This is a genomic window from Diaphorobacter sp. JS3051 (assembly GCF_015832135.1).
Taxonomy (GTDB): domain Bacteria; phylum Pseudomonadota; class Gammaproteobacteria; order Burkholderiales; family Burkholderiaceae_C; genus Diaphorobacter; species Diaphorobacter nitroreducens.
In genome coordinates this window covers 3,562,211-3,576,731 of the sequence record NZ_CP065406.1, presented here as the reverse complement: position 1 = coordinate 3,576,731, position 14,521 = coordinate 3,562,211, and the positions used below count along the sequence as shown (strand labels likewise).

The 14,521-nt window shown below is 67.9% G+C and carries 16 protein-coding genes; 3 read left to right on the top strand and 13 right to left on the bottom strand.

Annotated features, from left to right (window positions below):
- The first annotated feature begins 209 nt into the window (after window positions 1–209).
- Window positions 210–992 carry a Crp/Fnr family transcriptional regulator gene (locus tag I3K84_RS16970; RefSeq protein ID WP_011806622.1) on the top strand — a complete coding sequence of 261 codons (783 nt, stop codon included), beginning with the start codon at window positions 210–212 and terminating at the stop codon, window positions 990–992.
- Window positions 993–1,013: 21 nt separating this feature from the next.
- Here the strand turns inward: I3K84_RS16970 and I3K84_RS16965 are convergent, their stop codons facing one another.
- The 6 genes from I3K84_RS16965 to I3K84_RS16940 all read right to left on the bottom strand — a co-directional run bounded on the left by I3K84_RS16965 (window position 1,014) and on the right by I3K84_RS16940 (window position 7,255).
- Window positions 1,014–2,837, bottom strand: coding sequence for a bifunctional diguanylate cyclase/phosphodiesterase (locus I3K84_RS16965; protein WP_196995035.1), 1,824 nt, complete (start codon window positions 2,835–2,837; stop codon window positions 1,014–1,016).
- A gap of 216 nt (window positions 2,838–3,053) precedes the next feature.
- The gene (locus I3K84_RS16960; protein ID WP_015914157.1) at window positions 3,054–3,617 is read right to left on the bottom strand and encodes an SCO family protein; all 564 of its coding nucleotides are present in this window, start codon (window positions 3,615–3,617) and stop codon (window positions 3,054–3,056) included.
- Window positions 3,618–3,674: 57 nt separating this feature from the next.
- Window positions 3,675–4,595 (bottom strand): heme o synthase, encoded by a 921-nt coding sequence (cyoE, locus tag I3K84_RS16955; RefSeq protein ID WP_196995034.1) that lies wholly within the window; start codon window positions 4,593–4,595, stop codon window positions 3,675–3,677.
- On the bottom strand, window positions 4,592–5,791 hold the full coding sequence (locus tag I3K84_RS16950; protein WP_196995033.1) for a heme A synthase: 1,200 nt from the start codon (window positions 5,789–5,791) through the stop codon (window positions 4,592–4,594). Before I3K84_RS16950 ends, cyoE begins: the two co-directional genes overlap by 4 nt.
- On the bottom strand, window positions 5,788–6,537 hold the full coding sequence (locus I3K84_RS16945; protein ID WP_011806627.1) for a hypothetical protein: 750 nt from the start codon (window positions 6,535–6,537) through the stop codon (window positions 5,788–5,790). Before I3K84_RS16945 ends, I3K84_RS16950 begins: the two co-directional genes overlap by 4 nt.
- Window positions 6,479–7,255 (bottom strand): SURF1 family protein, encoded by a 777-nt coding sequence (locus I3K84_RS16940; RefSeq protein WP_088888411.1) that lies wholly within the window; start codon window positions 7,253–7,255, stop codon window positions 6,479–6,481. The genes I3K84_RS16945 and I3K84_RS16940 overlap by 59 nt, the downstream gene beginning before the upstream one ends.
- A 15-nt stretch (window positions 7,256–7,270) precedes the next feature.
- Between I3K84_RS16940 and I3K84_RS16935 the strand changes: the two genes are divergently transcribed.
- Window positions 7,271–7,495, top strand: coding sequence for a twin transmembrane helix small protein (locus tag I3K84_RS16935; protein WP_187305989.1), 225 nt, complete (start codon window positions 7,271–7,273; stop codon window positions 7,493–7,495).
- A gap of 177 nt (window positions 7,496–7,672) precedes the next feature.
- Here the strand turns inward: I3K84_RS16935 and I3K84_RS16930 are convergent, their stop codons facing one another.
- The 7 genes from I3K84_RS16930 to I3K84_RS16905 form a co-directional block, all read right to left on the bottom strand.
- Window positions 7,673–8,554 (bottom strand): cytochrome c oxidase subunit 3, encoded by an 882-nt coding sequence (locus I3K84_RS16930; RefSeq protein ID WP_196995032.1) that lies wholly within the window; start codon window positions 8,552–8,554, stop codon window positions 7,673–7,675.
- Window positions 8,555–8,612: 58 nt separating this feature from the next.
- Window positions 8,613–8,822 carry a DUF2970 domain-containing protein gene (locus I3K84_RS16925; RefSeq protein WP_011806631.1) on the bottom strand — a complete coding sequence of 70 codons (210 nt, stop codon included), beginning with the start codon at window positions 8,820–8,822 and terminating at the stop codon, window positions 8,613–8,615.
- Window positions 8,819–9,439: a cytochrome c oxidase assembly protein gene (locus I3K84_RS16920; protein WP_088888409.1), complete on the bottom strand. Its 621-nt coding sequence runs from the start codon at window positions 9,437–9,439 to the stop codon at window positions 8,819–8,821. Before I3K84_RS16920 ends, I3K84_RS16925 begins: the two co-directional genes overlap by 4 nt.
- A gap of 15 nt (window positions 9,440–9,454) precedes the next feature.
- The gene (locus I3K84_RS22335; protein ID WP_011806633.1) at window positions 9,455–9,565 is read right to left on the bottom strand and encodes a cytochrome oxidase small assembly protein; all 111 of its coding nucleotides are present in this window, start codon (window positions 9,563–9,565) and stop codon (window positions 9,455–9,457) included.
- Between the two features lie 17 nt (window positions 9,566–9,582).
- Entirely contained in the window at window positions 9,583–11,217 is a 1,635-nt protein-coding gene (ctaD, locus tag I3K84_RS16915; protein ID WP_196995031.1) for a cytochrome c oxidase subunit I, read from the bottom strand.
- A 32-nt stretch (window positions 11,218–11,249) separates the two neighbouring features.
- A complete protein-coding gene (gene coxB / locus I3K84_RS16910) occupies window positions 11,250–12,419 on the bottom strand; it encodes a cytochrome c oxidase subunit II (protein WP_196995030.1) in 1,170 nt (389 codons plus the stop codon).
- Window positions 12,420–12,842: 423 nt separating this feature from the next.
- A complete protein-coding gene (locus tag I3K84_RS16905) occupies window positions 12,843–13,751 on the bottom strand; it encodes a class I SAM-dependent methyltransferase (protein ID WP_047349751.1) in 909 nt (302 codons plus the stop codon).
- A 35-nt stretch (window positions 13,752–13,786) separates the two neighbouring features.
- Between I3K84_RS16905 and I3K84_RS16900 the strand changes: the two genes are divergently transcribed.
- Window positions 13,787–14,515, top strand: coding sequence for a ComF family protein (locus I3K84_RS16900; RefSeq protein ID WP_172208378.1), 729 nt, complete (start codon window positions 13,787–13,789; stop codon window positions 14,513–14,515).
- The last annotated feature ends 6 nt before the right edge of the window (window positions 14,516–14,521 follow it).

Below are 14,521 nucleotides of genomic sequence, written 5' to 3'. Positions count from 1 at the left end.
CGCGGGTAAGGGCCGGCCGGGGGCGCGCAGTGCAGGCACTTGGTCCCAAACGTTGACCTAGGTCACGGGGCAGGACGGCCCCGCCTTGCACACTCTCCGCCAATCCCCAGCACTCCGAGGCCGCTGACCGGCCCTCTGCGAGGCGCTACGGTATTCATAGCTTCCACCGCTTGTCAGACAAGCGCTGAAGCCCATTTTGGCTTGTACTCATGACCGACCATCCGTCCTCCGGCGGCCATACCTGCAACGACTGCGCCTGCCAGCAGCAGTGCCTGCTGGGCCGCCTGGACCCGCAAACGCGCGCGGGCTGGCGCGGGCACCTGACGGAGCGGCGCTTTCGCAAGGGCGAGATGCTGCAGCGCCAGGGCGAGAGCATCCACAGGGTGCAGGTGGTCAAGATCGGTACGCTGCTGGTGCAGCGCCGCGGCGACGATGGAGTGGAGCACCCCGTAGGCATGGCGGGCTGCTGCGAGGCCCTGGGCGCCCCCGCGCTGCTGCAGCAGCCGGCGGACCTGTCCTACGTGGCGGTCACGCCGGGGCGCGTCTGCCAACTGGACCTGGCGCCCCTGCTGGGGGCCGGTCGCCAGTTCCAAGGCGAATTCCTGCTGGAACTGGCGCGCGAACAACTGAACGCCAACGCGCGCCTGGCCGACTGGGGCCGCATCGCCCGCATCCGCGGCGTGGTGGGCCAACTGGCGGGCGCGCTGCTGCAACTGGCCGAGCTGCAGCGCAGCACGCTGGTGCGCCTGCCCAGCCATACGGTGCTGGCTGCCCTGCTCGCCACCACGCGCGAGTCCGTGGCGCGCGCCCTGGCGCTGCTGGCGCAGGAGCAAGGCGTGCTGCGGCGCGACCGCTGGCACTGCGAGATCCAGCGCGCGCCGCTGCTGGCGCTCACGCGCGGCGGCCGCCGCTCGGCGGCCAACCTGTACCAGGCGCGTGCGGCTGCGCGCACCCCCCCTGCGGCGCAAGCGCCGGTGCACGCCGCGCTGTAAGCCAGCGTCGCTGCCTGCACCTCAGCCCAGCGCACCTTCCGCCGCCACGTCGGCACCGGCCGCGTACAGCAGGGCCACGTCGTCGGGCGCCAGCGCCTTGGCAAACAGCCAGCCCTGGTAGCAGGCGCACTGCATCTCGCGCAAAAACTGCAGCTGCTCGCGCGTTTCCACGCCCTCCACGACCACCCGCAGCCCCATGGTGTGCGCCAGCGCGACCACGGCGCGCACCAGCGTGGTGTCGCCTCCGCTGGCAGGCACGTTGCGCATGAATTCCCGGTCCACCTTGATGTGCGACACCGGCAGGCGCTTGAGGTAGGCCAGCGACGAGTGGCCCGTGCCGAAGTCGTCCAGCGCCACGGCCACGCCCAGCGCGCGCAGCTCGTTCAGCACCTGGCAGGCCTGCTCGGGGTCCGCCAGGGCTTCGGACTCGGTCACCTCCAGTTCCAGCAACTCGGGCGGGACATGGTGGGTGCGCAGGTTGCGCGCCACCTGCTCGACGAGGTCGGTCTGCCGCAGCTGCTGGGCGGACAGGTTCACCGCCACGCGCAAACGCATGCCCTGGCGCTCCCACGCCGCGATCTGGCGACAGGCCGCGGCCATGACCCAGGCGCCCAACTCCAGGATCAGTCCCGTGGCCTCCGCCACGGGCACGAAGCGCTCGGGCGACACCTCGCCCAGCTGCGGGTCGTGCCAGCGCAGCAGGGCCTCCACACCCACCATGCGGTTGGTGGCCACATCGACCTGCGGCTGATAATGCAGCGTCAGCCCGCCGTAGGCCAGGGCCAGCTTGAGCCGGTCGTGCAACTGGATCTTCTCGGCCATCTTGCGGCCCATGGACGGGGCGTAGAACGCGAAGTTGGCGCGCCCGCGGTGCTTGGCGTGGTACATGGCCATGTCGGCATAGCGCAGCAGCGTGGCGGCGTCGCCCGCATCCTGAGGGCACAGCGCGATGCCCATGCTGGCGCCGAAGTTCAGTTCGAACCCCTGCACGCGGCAGGGCACGCACAGCGCCTGCATCAGCCGCGCGGCCACGCCCTCGGCCTGCGCGGCACAGGCCACCCCGGGCAACAGCACGGTGAACTCGTCGCCGCCCAGGCGCGCAAGGATGTCGCCCGTGCCCAGCGCACCCCGCAGGCGCCGCGCAACCTCCTGCAGCACCTGGTCGCCGGCGGCATGGCCGTAGCCATCGTTGATGGCCTTGAAGTCGTCCAGATCGAGCAGCAGCAGCGCGAAGGGCGGGCTTTGCGCTCCCGCCTGCTCCGCGATCGCCTGTTCCAGCCGCTGGCCGAACGTCCAGCGGTTGAGCAGGCCGGTCAGCGTGTCGTGCGTGGCCTGGTAGTGCATGCGCGCCTCCAGGCGCCGCAGGTCGGAGACGTCGCGCACAAAAGCCACCACCGTACCCCCGTGGGCGGAGGAATGGCCGAGGGCGATGTCCACCGGCACCTGGCTACCGTCGCGTCGCTGCAACCACAGGTCGCGCCCCATGCCCATGGGCCGGCGGCTGGGAGACTGGTGGTAGCGCTGCATATGCTGGCCATGCTCGGGCCGCGCGTGCACCGGCACCAGCAGGTCGATGGACTGGCCGCACAACTGCGCGTTGGTGTAGCCGCTGATGGTCTCCATGGGGGCGTTGACCATGAGGATGCGGCCCTGTCGGTCGGCCAGCACGATGCCGTCGGGCGCCGCATCCATGGCAGCGCGCTCCAGCGTTCCCGCGCTCAGGCTGCCGATGCGCTGCAGGAAGGCCGCCGCACTGTCGTCGGCGGCGTCATCGGTCCGATGGGGCGGCGGGTGCGTCACGCCGTCCTCGGACCGGGGGCGGGCGGCAGGGGCAAAGGAATCCATGGCGCGTCGGTAGGGCGTCGGTAGGTTGAGGCCGTGGCCGGCGCCTGCGCCATCACCGTCGATGCGCCTGGCGGCCAGCCACTGTGCACTCTAGGCAGGCGCGACGCTCTCCTGGCGCCTATCGCCACCCAAGGTGACGCACACGTCAATTCAGGCCCTACGGGCAATGTGGTATTTGCCACACGCCAGCCCCCGGGGCGCGTGGAGCGCGTGGAATCAGCGGGTTTCGTCCAGCAGCGCGCGCACGTCGGCCGCCAGGCTCTGTGCCCCACTGCCGTAGCGGTGGTACACGCGCAGGCGGCCGGCAGGGTCATAGACATAGCTGCCGGCGGAATGGTCCATGGTGTAGCTCGTGGGGGTCTGGCCTTCCACGCGCTTGTAGTAGATCTTGAAGTCCTTGGCCACGGCGGCCAGTTGCTCGGGCGTGCCGCGCAGCGCGAGGAAGCTGGGATCGAAGTTGGCCATGTAGGCCTTGAGTACCTCGGGCGTGTCGCGCTCGGGGTCCACGCTGACGAAGATGCCTTGCAGCTTGTCGCCGTCCGCGCCGAGGGCGCGCTTGACGTCGGCCAGTTCGGACATCGACGTGGGGCAAACGTCCGGGCATTGCGTGTAGCCGAAGAACACCACCACCACCTTGCCCGCGAAGTCCTTGAGGCTGCGCGGCTGGCCGTTGTGGTCGGTCAACTGCAGGTCGCGCGCGTACTCGGCACCCGTGAGGTCCACCCCCTGGAACTTGGGCGCCTTCGGAGAACATGCGGCAAAAGTGCCTGCAACGCCCATCCAGAAAGCGCCAGCAGCTATTTTTTTCAGAGCATCACGTTTATCCATAAGCTTGCTTCACTGGAGGTAGTGGTCCACCAGCAGCGCCGCGAACAGCAGGCTCAGGTGGATCAGCGAGAAACGAAAGGTCTTGCGCGCCAGCGTGTCGGAGTAGTCGCGCCACAGCCGGAAGCCGTACAGGCAAAAGCCCGCGCTCAGCACCACGGCGGCTGCAAGGTAGATCCACGAACTCATACCGTACACGAAAGGCATGAGGCAGCCTGCGAACAGGATCAAGGTATAGAGAAACACCTGCAGGCGCGTGAACTCGTTGCCGTGGGTGACGGGCAGCATGGGCAGGCCGGACTTGCGATAGTCCTCCACGCGGTACAGCGCCAGTGCCCAGAAGTGCGGCGGCGTCCACAGGAAAATGATGAGGAACAGGATCAGTGCCTCGGGGCCCACCTCGCCGGTCATCGCGGCCCAGCCCAGCACGGGCGGCATGGCGCCGCTGGCGCCGCCGATCACGATGTTCTGCGGCGTGAGCGGCTTGAGGATCACCGTGTAGATCACCGCATAGCCGACAAACGTGGCGAAGGTCAGCCACATGGTCAGCGGGTTGACCCACCAGTACAGCAGCGCCGAGCCCGCCGCACACAGCAGCGCCGAGAACAGCAGCGTCTGCGTGTTGGACAGCTCGCCCTTGGCCGTGGGGCGCCAGGCCGTGCGCTTCATCTTGGCGTCGATGCCCTGCTCCACGATGCAGTTGAACGCCGCCGCCGCACCAGCCACGAGCCAGATGCCCGCGCTGGCCACGGCCATCAACGCCCACTGCGCGCCGCTGGGCATGCCCGGCACGGCCAGCACCATGCCGATGAAGGCGCAGAACACGATGAGCTGCACCACACGCGGCTTGGTCAGCGCGTAGAACTGGGACAGCCGCGACGGCAGAGCGCGCGGCGCTGCGGCGGCGGGGGCGGGAGCAGGAGCGGCACTCATGCGGAAACTCTCTTGACGGAATCGGCACCGGCGCGCGGCTGCGAAGCCGTAGCGCCGGCGGTGCCGCGGCTGGCCGTGAGCGCCCAGGTCAGCACCACCACCAACGCGGCAGCGCCGCCCGTGTGCAGCACGGCGGCCACCAGCGGCCAGTCCAGCACCACGTTGGACAGGCCGGTGACAAACTGCAGCAGCGCCAGGCCTGCGAGCCAGCGCGCCGGGTCGCGCAACACGCCCGCGCGGCGCAGGCGCCAGGCCAGCACCACCAGCGCCGCCAGCACCAGGTAGGCCGCGAGCCGGTGCACGTAATGGATGGCCGTGAGCCCGGCGAAGCTGATGTGGCTGCCGTCCTGCAGCAGGCCCAGCGCGCGCCAGACCTGAAAGCCCTCGGCAAACGCCATGTCGGGCCACCAGCTGCCCTGGCACTGCGGGAAAGTGGTGCAGGCCAGCACCGCGTAATTGGTGCTGACCCAGCCCCCCAGCACGACCTGCAGCGCCACCAGCGCCGCCGTCACGCCCAGCAGCCAGCGCAGGCCGCGTGGCAGCGCCACGGGCACCACGCCCCGCGTCATCTGCGTCTGGCGCACGGCCTGCACGCACAGCAGCGCCAACAGCACCAGCCCGCCGATGAGGTGCAGCGTGACGATGGCCGGGAACAATTTCATGGTCACGGTGAGCGCGCCGAAAGCGCCCTGCAGGCACACCCACACCAGCGTGGCGGTGGGCCACCAGGGGCTCAGCGCGGGCGCCGCCCCTGCCAACTGAGGCAACTGTGCGGCTGCGCGGCGCTGGCGCCACGCGCCCACGGTGAGCGCGATGATCAGCACGCCCACGCCGGTGGCAAGGTAACGGTGGATCATCTCCACCCAGGCCTTGCCGTGGGTGACGGGGCCGGTGGGCATGGCTTCCTGTGCGGCCGAGATCTCCGCACGCGCGCCCACCGGGCTGGCGTTGCCGTAGCAGCCCGGCCAGTCGGGGCAGCCCAGGCCGGAGTCCGTCAGGCGCGTGAAGGCGCCGAACAGCACCAGGTCGAAGGTGAGGAACAGCGTGAGCACGGTGAGCGCCTGCAGACGCCGCACCGGCGTGTTGCCGCGCCCGCGCCACCACACCCAGGCCAGCGGGCCCAGGGCGATCACGATGCCCAGGGCCATCAGCTCCAGGGCCGGCGCCAGGTCGTACAGCGGCTGCATGTCCGTCACGGGGCCTCCTGCAAGCGGCCCGGCTGGTCCCACGATGCCGAGGCGCGCAGCAGCCGGTCCAGGTCGCGCTTGGCCTTGGCCGCGCCAGCGCGGTCCAGCCGCGCGGGAAAGCGCATCATCCAGTGGCCCTGCGGGTCTACGACGTACAGGTGTTCTTCCAGCGTATGGCCGGGCGCGGGTTGCAGCCAGGTGGCCAAGGTGGCGGCATCCACGCGGCGCACGGTGGCGCCCTGCAGGCCGGGGGCGATCTCCGCCGGGGGCACGGCGCCGTCGGACACCAGCCAGACCCAGTCCATGCGCTCCTTCTCGCGGCCCATGGTTTCGCGCAACTGGCGCTGCAGGTACAGGTTGTTGCGGCAGCCGTCGTCGCAGGCGCCGGGTGCCACGCTCACCAGCAGCCACTGGCCACGCAGCTCGCCCAGCGTATGCGCCGTGCCGTCCAATGCGGTGGCTGCGGCCTGCGCGGGCAAGGCGCGCTGGGGTTCGATGAGCTCACCAAAGTTGCGCCGGCCCTCGGGACGCAGCACGTAATAGGTGAAGTACGAAGCGATCACGGGCGCCGCGCACACCAGCAACAGCCCCAGCATCTGCCAGCGGCCGCTGCGCGAGCGCTGCAGCGCCGCCATGGCATCGCCGGCCTGGGGCAGGCTGTGCACCGTGAGGCCCAGCGGCTGCTGGCCGCCGGTCTCAGGCACCACGCTGGCGGCCTGGGCGAAGGAAGCGTCGGACGAATTGGAACCAGACATAGAGGATTGCCACCAGGCCGCAAAGCCCGAACCATTGGAATGCGTAGCCGTAATGCTTGTCGACGCCGCTGTCGATGGGCGCCCAGTCGCGCTGCAGCCCGTCGCTGGCGGCGCCGGTCTGCACGACGGTCAGGGGCGCCAGCGCCAGGCCGGTCTCGGCCCCATAGGCGGCCAGGTCCAGATTCTGCCGGATGCGCGAAGACCCCTCGCCCTGGGCGGTGGGTGCGAACTCATACAACCGCGCCGGCGGGCCGGCGAGCCGCCCCTCCAACTGCACCGGTCCGGCAGGGGTGGTGATCTCCGGCAGGCGCGTGCGCTCCAGGAAGTTGCGCGGCGCCCAGCCGCGCTGCACCAGCACCACGCGCGGGCTGTCCGCCAGTTGCAGGGGCGTGAACACGAAAAAGCCCGGACGCCCGTACATCTGGCGGTTCTCCAGGAACACCGTGGCCTCGGGCAGCCACTGGCCGCGCAGCTCGGCGCGGCGGTGCAGCAGCGGCGCGGTGGCCTCCTGCGATGCCGACTGCAGCGCCTGTGCCAGTTCGGCACCCTGCAGCGGTGCGCGGGACTGGCGTTCGTCCATGGCCGCCTGCAGCGCGGTCTTCTGCGCGGCACGCGACAGTTGCCAGCGGCCCAGGGACGCGGTCACTACCATGGCGACCAGCGCCGCGAGGGTCACCAGCCAGAAGCGCAGGCCGAAGGGTTGTCGGGCAGGGTTCACCGGATAATGGGCCTCATGAAGATTCTGGTGGCATTGGCGTTTCTCGCCATCATCGCAAGCCTGGGCTCGGCGCTGTTTTTCATGATGCGCGGCAAGGGCGACGACCAGCAGCAGGGCAAGCGCATGGCCCGCGCGCTGGGGCTGCGCGTGGGGCTGTCCATCGTGCTGTTCCTGTGCCTGCTGCTGGCCTGGAAGCTGGGGTACATCCAGCCAACCGGGCTGCCCGCCGCAGTGCGCTGAGGCGCACGCCGATGGCCATCAAAAAAGTGAGCGCCTTGCGCTTGGTGCACAGGGCTTTCAATACCATTTATATCCAAAGTGCTTATCTATCAAGCGCAGGCAGCTCCTGTTTTTGAAGCAACCACCTCCGCGTAAAAAAAGCGCCTTGCGGCGCTTTTTCCCGATCCGGAGACGGGATTACATCCAATACACCAGGATGTACAGGCCCAGCCAGACCACGTCCACGAAGTGCCAGTACCAGGCCGCGCCCTCGAAACCGAAGTGGCGCTCGGCCGTGAAGTGGCCGCTGTGCAGGCGCAGCGTGATGAACAGCAGCATCAGCATGCCCACGAACACGTGGAAACCGTGGAAGCCCGTGAGCATGAAGAAGATGGAGCCGTACACGCCCGAGGTGAGCTTGAGGTTCAGGTCGGTGTAGAGGTGGAAGTACTCGTAGCCCTGCACGCACAGGAACACGAAGCCCAGCAGCACCGTGACCCACATGAAGCCGATCGTCTTGGCGCGCTGGCCTTCGCGCAGCGCGTGGTGGGCAATGGTGAGCGTGACGCCGGAGGTCAGCAGCAGCGCGGTGTTGATGGTGGGCAGCCAGAACGGGCCGACAGTCTGGAAGGGCTCGACGATGCCCGCCGGCGAGGCGGTCACCCCCGCTGCCATGCTGGGCCAGACGGCCTTGAAGTCGGGCCACAGCAGCGCGTTGTCCAGGCTACCCAGCGCCGGCACCGAGTGCGCGCGCGCCCACCACAGCGCGGTGAAGAAGGCGCCGAAGAGCATGACCTCGGAGAAGATGAACCAGCTCATGCTCCAGCGGTACGAGATGTCGATCTTGCGGCCATACAGCCCGCCCTCGCTCTCGCGCGCGGCATCGCGGAACCACTGGTACAGCACGAACAGCCACCACGCCAGGCCGAAGGCCAGCGAATACTTGCCCCAGTCATGGCCGTTGATCCACTGGCTCGCGCCGAGGAGGACAAAGAACAACCCCGCCGCCGCCAGCACGGGGTGGCGAGACTCCGCGGGGACGTAGTAGTAAGGCGTCGTGCCGTGGGTAGATGCACTCATTTCAGCTCCTCGTTCTCAAAGTTCTCGGTTGTCTCGTTGTTATCAGCGGCGGCAGGCCTCAAGCAATCCAGTTCACCAGTCCGATCAGCAGCAGCACCAGCACAAACAGAGCGACCAATCCCACGAACACGATGTGCAGCGGCTGCAGCGTCTCCTGGTCGCGCTGGTATTGCTCCCCCTTGCGCAACCCGATCAGCGACCATGCCACGGCACGCAGGGTGCGCAACAGCGATCCCTTGCGCGGCGGACGCGGGGGCGTGGGGCTCATGAACCGGCCTCCGCGGAAGTCGCCGGCAGTGCGGCGGCCGTGGACTGGGGCGCGGCCGGCGTCTTGCCGCCGACTTCGAAGAAGGTGTAGGACAGCGTGATCGTGGTGACGTCCTTGGACAGGCGCGGGTCGATCACGAAGGCCACGGGCCATTCCTTCTTCTCGCCGGGCTCCAGCGTGTATTGGTTGAAGCAGAAGCACTCCAGCTTGGTGAAGTGGGCGGCCGCCTGGCGCGGCGCATAGCTGGGGATGGCCTGCGCGGCCATGCGGCGGTCCTGCACGTTCTGGAACTCGTACATCACTGTGGCCAGCTCGCCCGGGTGCACCTGCACGGAGCGCTGCGCGGGCCGGAACTGCCACGGACCACGCGCGTTCGCATCGAACTCCACAGTGATGAGGCGGGTCTTGTCCACCTGGCTGTTGGCGGGCACCTGGGCGTTGCGGCCGGCCGTGCCGTTGCCGGGCACCTGCCGCTCCGACAGCGACAAGATGTTGATGCCCGTCATCTCGCAAATGTGCTTGTAGATCGGGATCAGCACGTAGCCGAAGGCGAACATGCCGACCGTCACCACGGCCAGCTTGCCCACCATCTTCAGGTTTTCGCTACGCGCACCCATGGTCCCGCCCTTTCGTCAATGCAGCCAGGCGATCTTCACCATGAAGCCGATGAAGAACACCGCCGCCACCGACGCCAGGATCAGCGCCATGCGCAGGTTGGATTTTTTTTGCTCCGGCGTGGTCATGGCGATCTCCCGGAATGTCAGCCGATCACCCGCGTGGCCGTAGCGTCCAGCTTGGGCGGCACTTCAAAGGTGTGGAACGGCGCGGGCGACGGCACTTCCCATTCGAGGCCTTCAGCGGCTTCCCAGGGCTTTTGCGGCGCCTTCACGCCCCGCCCGCGCATGGCCGGCAGCACGACGAACAGGAAGAAGTACACCTGCATCAGTCCAAAGCCCAGTGCCCCGACGGACGCCAGCGCGTTGAAGTCGGCAAACTGCATGGGGTAGTCGGCATAGCGGCGCGGCATGCCCGCCAACCCCAGAAAGTGCATGGGGAAGAAGGTGATGTTGAAGGTGATCAGCGAGCCCCAGAAGTGGATCTTGCCGCGAGTCTCCGAGTACATGATGCCCGTCCACTTGGGGCTCCAGTAGTAGTAGGCCGAGAACATGGCGAACAACGAACCGGCCACCAGCACGTAGTGGAAGTGGGCCACCACGTAGTAGGTATCCTGCAGCTGGATATCGATCGGCGCCATGGCCAGGATCAGGCCCGTGAAGCCGCCGATGGTGAACACGAAGATGAAGCCCACGGCCCAGAGCATGGGCGTTTCGAAGGTCATGGAGCCGCGCCACATGGTCGCCGTCCAGTTGAAGATCTTCACGGCCGTGGGCACGGAGATCAGCATCGTGGCGTACATGAAGAACAGCTGGCCCGTGACTGGCATGCCCGTGGTGAACATGTGGTGCGCCCACACGATGAACGACAGGATCGCGATGGACGAGGTGGCGTACACCATGGAGGCGTAGCCGAACAGCTTTTTGCGGCTGAACGCCGGCACCACCTGGCTGACGATGCCAAAGGCCGGCAAGATCATGATGTACACCTCGGGGTGGCCAAAGAACCAGAAGATGTGCTGGTACATCACCGGGTCGCCGCCGCCGGCGGGGTTGAAGAAGCTGGTGCCAAAGTGGCGGTCGGTCAGCGTCATGGTGATGGCGCCGGCCAGCACGGGCATCACGGCGATCAGCAGGTAGGCGGTGATCAGCCAGGTCCAGGCGAACATGGGCATCTTCATCAGCGTCATGCCCGGCGCGCGCATGTTCAAAATGGTGACGATGATGTTGATCGCCCCCATGATGGAGCTGGCGCCCATGATGTGCATGGCAAAAATGCCGGCGTCCATGGACGGGCCCATTTGCAGCGTCAGCGGCGCATACAGCGTCCAGCCCGCAGCCGGTGCGCCGCCGGGCATGAAGAACGAGCCCACCAGCAGCAGCGCCGCCGGAATCAGCAGCCAGAAGCTGAAGTTGTTCATGCGCGCAAACGCCATGTCAGACGCACCAATTTGCAGCGGAATCATCCAGTTCGCAAAGCCCACGAAGGCCGGCATGATGGCGCCAAACACCATGATCAGCCCGTGCATGGTGGTGAGCTGGTTGAACAGCTCGGGGTTGACCAACTGCAGCCCGGGCTGGAACAGCTCGGCGCGGATCAGCAGCGCCAGCACGCCGCCCACCATTAGCATGGTGAAGCTGAACAGCAGATACAGCGTGCCGATGTCCTTGTGGTTGGTGGCGTACACCCAGCGCCGCCAGCCGGTGGGGGTGTGGTGGTGCCCGCCGTGGCCGTGCGCGTGGCCGCCGGCGTGCCCGTGATTGTCCAGAACTGCGCTCATGTTCGATTCCTCAATGCGTTGGGCGTTGCGGTTCACTTGCCGCGCTGGGCCACGATTTCAGACGGCTGCACCAGCTGACCCGTCTTGTTGGACCAGGCGTTCTTGGTGTAGGTCACCACGGCGGCCAGATCGGTGTCGCTGAGCTGCGCCCAGGCGGGCATGGCGCCGTTGGCAGCGCCCTTGAGCACCACCTGGATCTGCTTGGCGTGGTCGGCGTCGGTGACGATGGCCGAACCGTCCAGCGGCTTGATGGGGCCGGCCCCCTTGCCGTTGGCCTGGTGACAGGCGGCACAGTTGGCGGCGTAAACCTTCTCGCCGCGCGGCAGCAGCGCGTCCAGCGTCCAGACCTTGCTGGGGTCGTCCAGCTTGGCGGCGGCCTTCTTCTTCTCGCCATCCACCCACTGCGTGTATTCCTGTGCGGACACTACCTTGACGTGGATCGGCATGTAGGCGTGCTCCTTGCCGCACAACTCGGCGCACTGGCCGTAGTAGTCGCCCACCTTTTCCGCGCGGAACCAGGTGTCGCGCACGAAGCCGGGGATCGCGTCCTGCTTGATGCCGAATGCCGGCACCATGAAGGCGTGGATCACGTCGTTGGCCGTGGTGATCACGCGCACCTTCTTGCCCACCGGCACCACCAGGGGTGCGTCCACCTTCAGCAGGTAGTCGGCTGGTGCATTGGCCACGTCGCCACTGTCGGACATCCGGCGATGGCTGCTGTCCAGCGTGGAGATGAAAGACAGGCCCTCGCCCTCGCCCGACAGATAGTCGTAGCCCCACTTCCACTGGTAGCCGGTCACCTTCACCGTGAGGTCGGCATTGGTCGTGTCCTTTTGCGCCACCAGCACCTTGGTGGCCGGCAGGGCCATGAGGACCACGATGATGAAGGGGATGACCGTCCACACTACTTCCACGGTCACGGATTCATGGAAGTTGGCCGCCTGGGCGCCGCGCGATTTGCGGTGCTTCCAGATCGAATAGAACATCACCGAGAACACGCCGACGAAGATCACCGTGCAGATGATGAGCATCATCCAATGCAGGAAGTGCTGCTCCTCGGCGATCTTGGTCACGGGGGGGTGCAAGTTCAGCTGGTTCACCGCCGGGCCGCCGGGCAGGCTTTGAACCGCATGGGCCGCCGTGCCCACCCATGCTCCGGCCATCAGCAGCCCAGAAGCCAGCTTGTTGGAAATGCTCTTCATAGTTCTCACTTACTTCTAAGCTCCAATTGACCAATCCCTCGGTGCGCGCCTGCGTGGGGTCAGGCGGCGCACAAAGCCATGCGGGCATGCCGTGCACCCGCTTTCACCAATCAGTCCAGACCGCTTTCCTGGCAGCCTGTTGTCTCCGCAATCCAACACGGACTCTCTTGATCGCATTCAGCATGCCCAGCACGGGACATGGCTGCAATACACGTTAGTCCCGAGAGAACACTGCCAAGAAGTGACGCAGAAAGGAGGCCTGAGAGCGCCGCGTGGCGCCATCAGAACCCCAGAAGACGCGCCGCCGGCCGCGGGCGACCACCCGATGCAGGCGCGCCAAGAGAGTTCCGAATCTGCAATCTCAAAGAATTGTAGCCTGCATTGATTGAGGTCATTGACAGCGCAAATTGCGCCGCAGCCCCCTCAGCGCGGCACCGTGCGTCCTGCGTGGAGCATGGCGCGCATGTCCTGCAGCGACACCGCGCTGCTGCCCTCCACGCGCACGCGGGGCGCGGGCTTGAAGGCATGGCCGTAAACGACCTCGAAGGTCAATGCAAGCTGTCCCTCGTGGCGAGGATCGGCCAGCCGCTGGGCCAGCGCCTCTTCCAGTCGCTGCCGCCAGTGGCGCCCGCGCAACGCGGGAAAGCGCTGCGGATGCAGGTTGCGCCCCAGGCTGCGCAGCTCCTGCAGCAGCCGCTCGGGCGTGGCAAACGTGAGCGTGATGCGTTCCATGTCCATGACTGGCTCGGCAAACCCCGCATGCACCAGCATGTCGCCCCAGTCGTGCATGTCGGTCATGGCGTGGCCGGCGGCGGGCCAGCCCAGCTCGGCATACAGCGCGTGCAGCTCGCGCAGCGTGTCAGGGCCCAGGCACGAGAACATCAGATAACCGTCCACCGCCAGTGCCCGATGCCACTGGGTGATCAGCGCCTGCGGGTCCGCCGCCATGTGCAGGGCCATGTTGGACCACAGCATCTGCACGCTGCCCTCGGGCGGCACCCCGAAGCGCGGCGCCGCCGCGGACCAGCGCGCGGGGCTCCACCAGGGCTTTGCGAAGCGCACGCGCGCCAGCGCCTCCCCCGCGGGGGATGAAGTCTCGGTGATATGGCTGGTGGCTTGTTCGAAATGCTGCCCCACCAGGCCATGGCCCTGCACGCCGCCGCGCAGCGGATCCCAGTCGCACCAGGCCTGCGGCGCCTGCACGATCCACTGCAGCCGCTCCTGCATGCGCTGCGCCACCTCTTCGTGCAACCAGGGCGAGACCTCGGGCACCATGGCATGCCAGCGTGCAGCGGCAACCGGGTCGATGGTGGGCGGAAGGTGTTCGGACATGGCGGGCCGCAAATGGCCGCGAGTATATTGAGCCCATGCTGTTCACGCATCTGGCCACGCACCTGGCAGGGATATCGCGCGGCCTGGCCCGCGTGGGCGCGGCAGTGCCCAGCCGCTGCGCGGTCTGCCATGCCTGGCCCGCGCGCCCCGTGTGCGACGCCTGCCGCATGCAGTTTGCTCCGCCGCTCCCGCGCTGCGCCACCTGCGCGCGGTTGCTGCCCCACGGCGTCGCGCAGTGCGGCGACTGCCTGCGCCGCCCTCCGCCGCTGGATGCCTGCGTGGCCGCGGTGAGCTACGCCTTTCCTTGGGCCGACCTGCTGGCCCAGTTCAAGTTCCATGCGGAGCCCGGCTGGGCCGGCGCCCTGGCGCAACTGATGGTGCGTGCCCCAGGCGCGCAGGCAGCGCTGGCCCAGGCCGACCTGGTGGTGCCCGTGCCGCTGTCACCCGAGCGATTGCGCCAGCGCGGCTACAACCAGGCCCTGCTGCTGGCGCGCGCGCTGGGCCACCCACAGGTGCACGCGCGGATGCTGCTGCGCGTGCGCGATACCGAGGCGCAGAGCCACCTGGCGCGTGCCGAACGGCTGCGCAACCTGCGCGGCGCCTTCGTGCCCGACCCGCTGCGGGCCGCGCAACTGGCCGGCAAGCGGGTGCTGCTGGTGGACGACGTGATGACCACCGGCGCCACGCTGCATGCGGCCGCAGCGCCCCTGCGCGATGCGGGTGCGCTGCAGGTCTGCGCGCTGGTGCTGGCCCGCACGCCGTGACGCGCG

Excerpts from the sequence above, each read along its gene's own strand:
- I3K84_RS16970 (WP_011806622.1), top strand. The coding sequence starts at position 210 with ATGACCGACCATCCGTCCTCCGGCGGCCATACCTGCAACGACTGCGCC.
- I3K84_RS16965 (WP_196995035.1), bottom strand. The coding sequence starts at position 2,837 with ATGGATTCCTTTGCCCCTGCCGCCCGCCCCCGGTCCGAGGACGGCGTG.
- I3K84_RS16960 (WP_015914157.1), bottom strand. The coding sequence starts at position 3,617 with ATGGGCGTTGCAGGCACTTTTGCCGCATGTTCTCCGAAGGCGCCCAAG.
- cyoE (WP_196995034.1), bottom strand. The coding sequence starts at position 4,595 with ATGAGTGCCGCTCCTGCTCCCGCCCCCGCCGCCGCAGCGCCGCGCGCT.
- I3K84_RS16945 (WP_011806627.1), bottom strand. The coding sequence starts at position 6,537 with ATGTCTGGTTCCAATTCGTCCGACGCTTCCTTCGCCCAGGCCGCCAGC.
- I3K84_RS16935 (WP_187305989.1), top strand. The coding sequence starts at position 7,271 with ATGAAGATTCTGGTGGCATTGGCGTTTCTCGCCATCATCGCAAGCCTG.
- I3K84_RS16930 (WP_196995032.1), bottom strand. The coding sequence starts at position 8,554 with ATGAGTGCATCTACCCACGGCACGACGCCTTACTACTACGTCCCCGCG.
- I3K84_RS16925 (WP_011806631.1), bottom strand. The coding sequence starts at position 8,822 with ATGAGCCCCACGCCCCCGCGTCCGCCGCGCAAGGGATCGCTGTTGCGC.
- I3K84_RS16920 (WP_088888409.1), bottom strand. The coding sequence starts at position 9,439 with ATGGGTGCGCGTAGCGAAAACCTGAAGATGGTGGGCAAGCTGGCCGTG.
- I3K84_RS22335 (WP_011806633.1), bottom strand. The coding sequence starts at position 9,565 with ATGACCACGCCGGAGCAAAAAAAATCCAACCTGCGCATGGCGCTGATC.
- ctaD (WP_196995031.1), bottom strand. The coding sequence starts at position 11,217 with ATGAGCGCAGTTCTGGACAATCACGGGCACGCCGGCGGCCACGCGCAC.
- coxB (WP_196995030.1), bottom strand. The coding sequence starts at position 12,419 with ATGAAGAGCATTTCCAACAAGCTGGCTTCTGGGCTGCTGATGGCCGGA.
- I3K84_RS16905 (WP_047349751.1), bottom strand. The coding sequence starts at position 13,751 with ATGTCCGAACACCTTCCGCCCACCATCGACCCGGTTGCCGCTGCACGC.
- I3K84_RS16900 (WP_172208378.1), top strand. The coding sequence starts at position 13,787 with ATGCTGTTCACGCATCTGGCCACGCACCTGGCAGGGATATCGCGCGGC.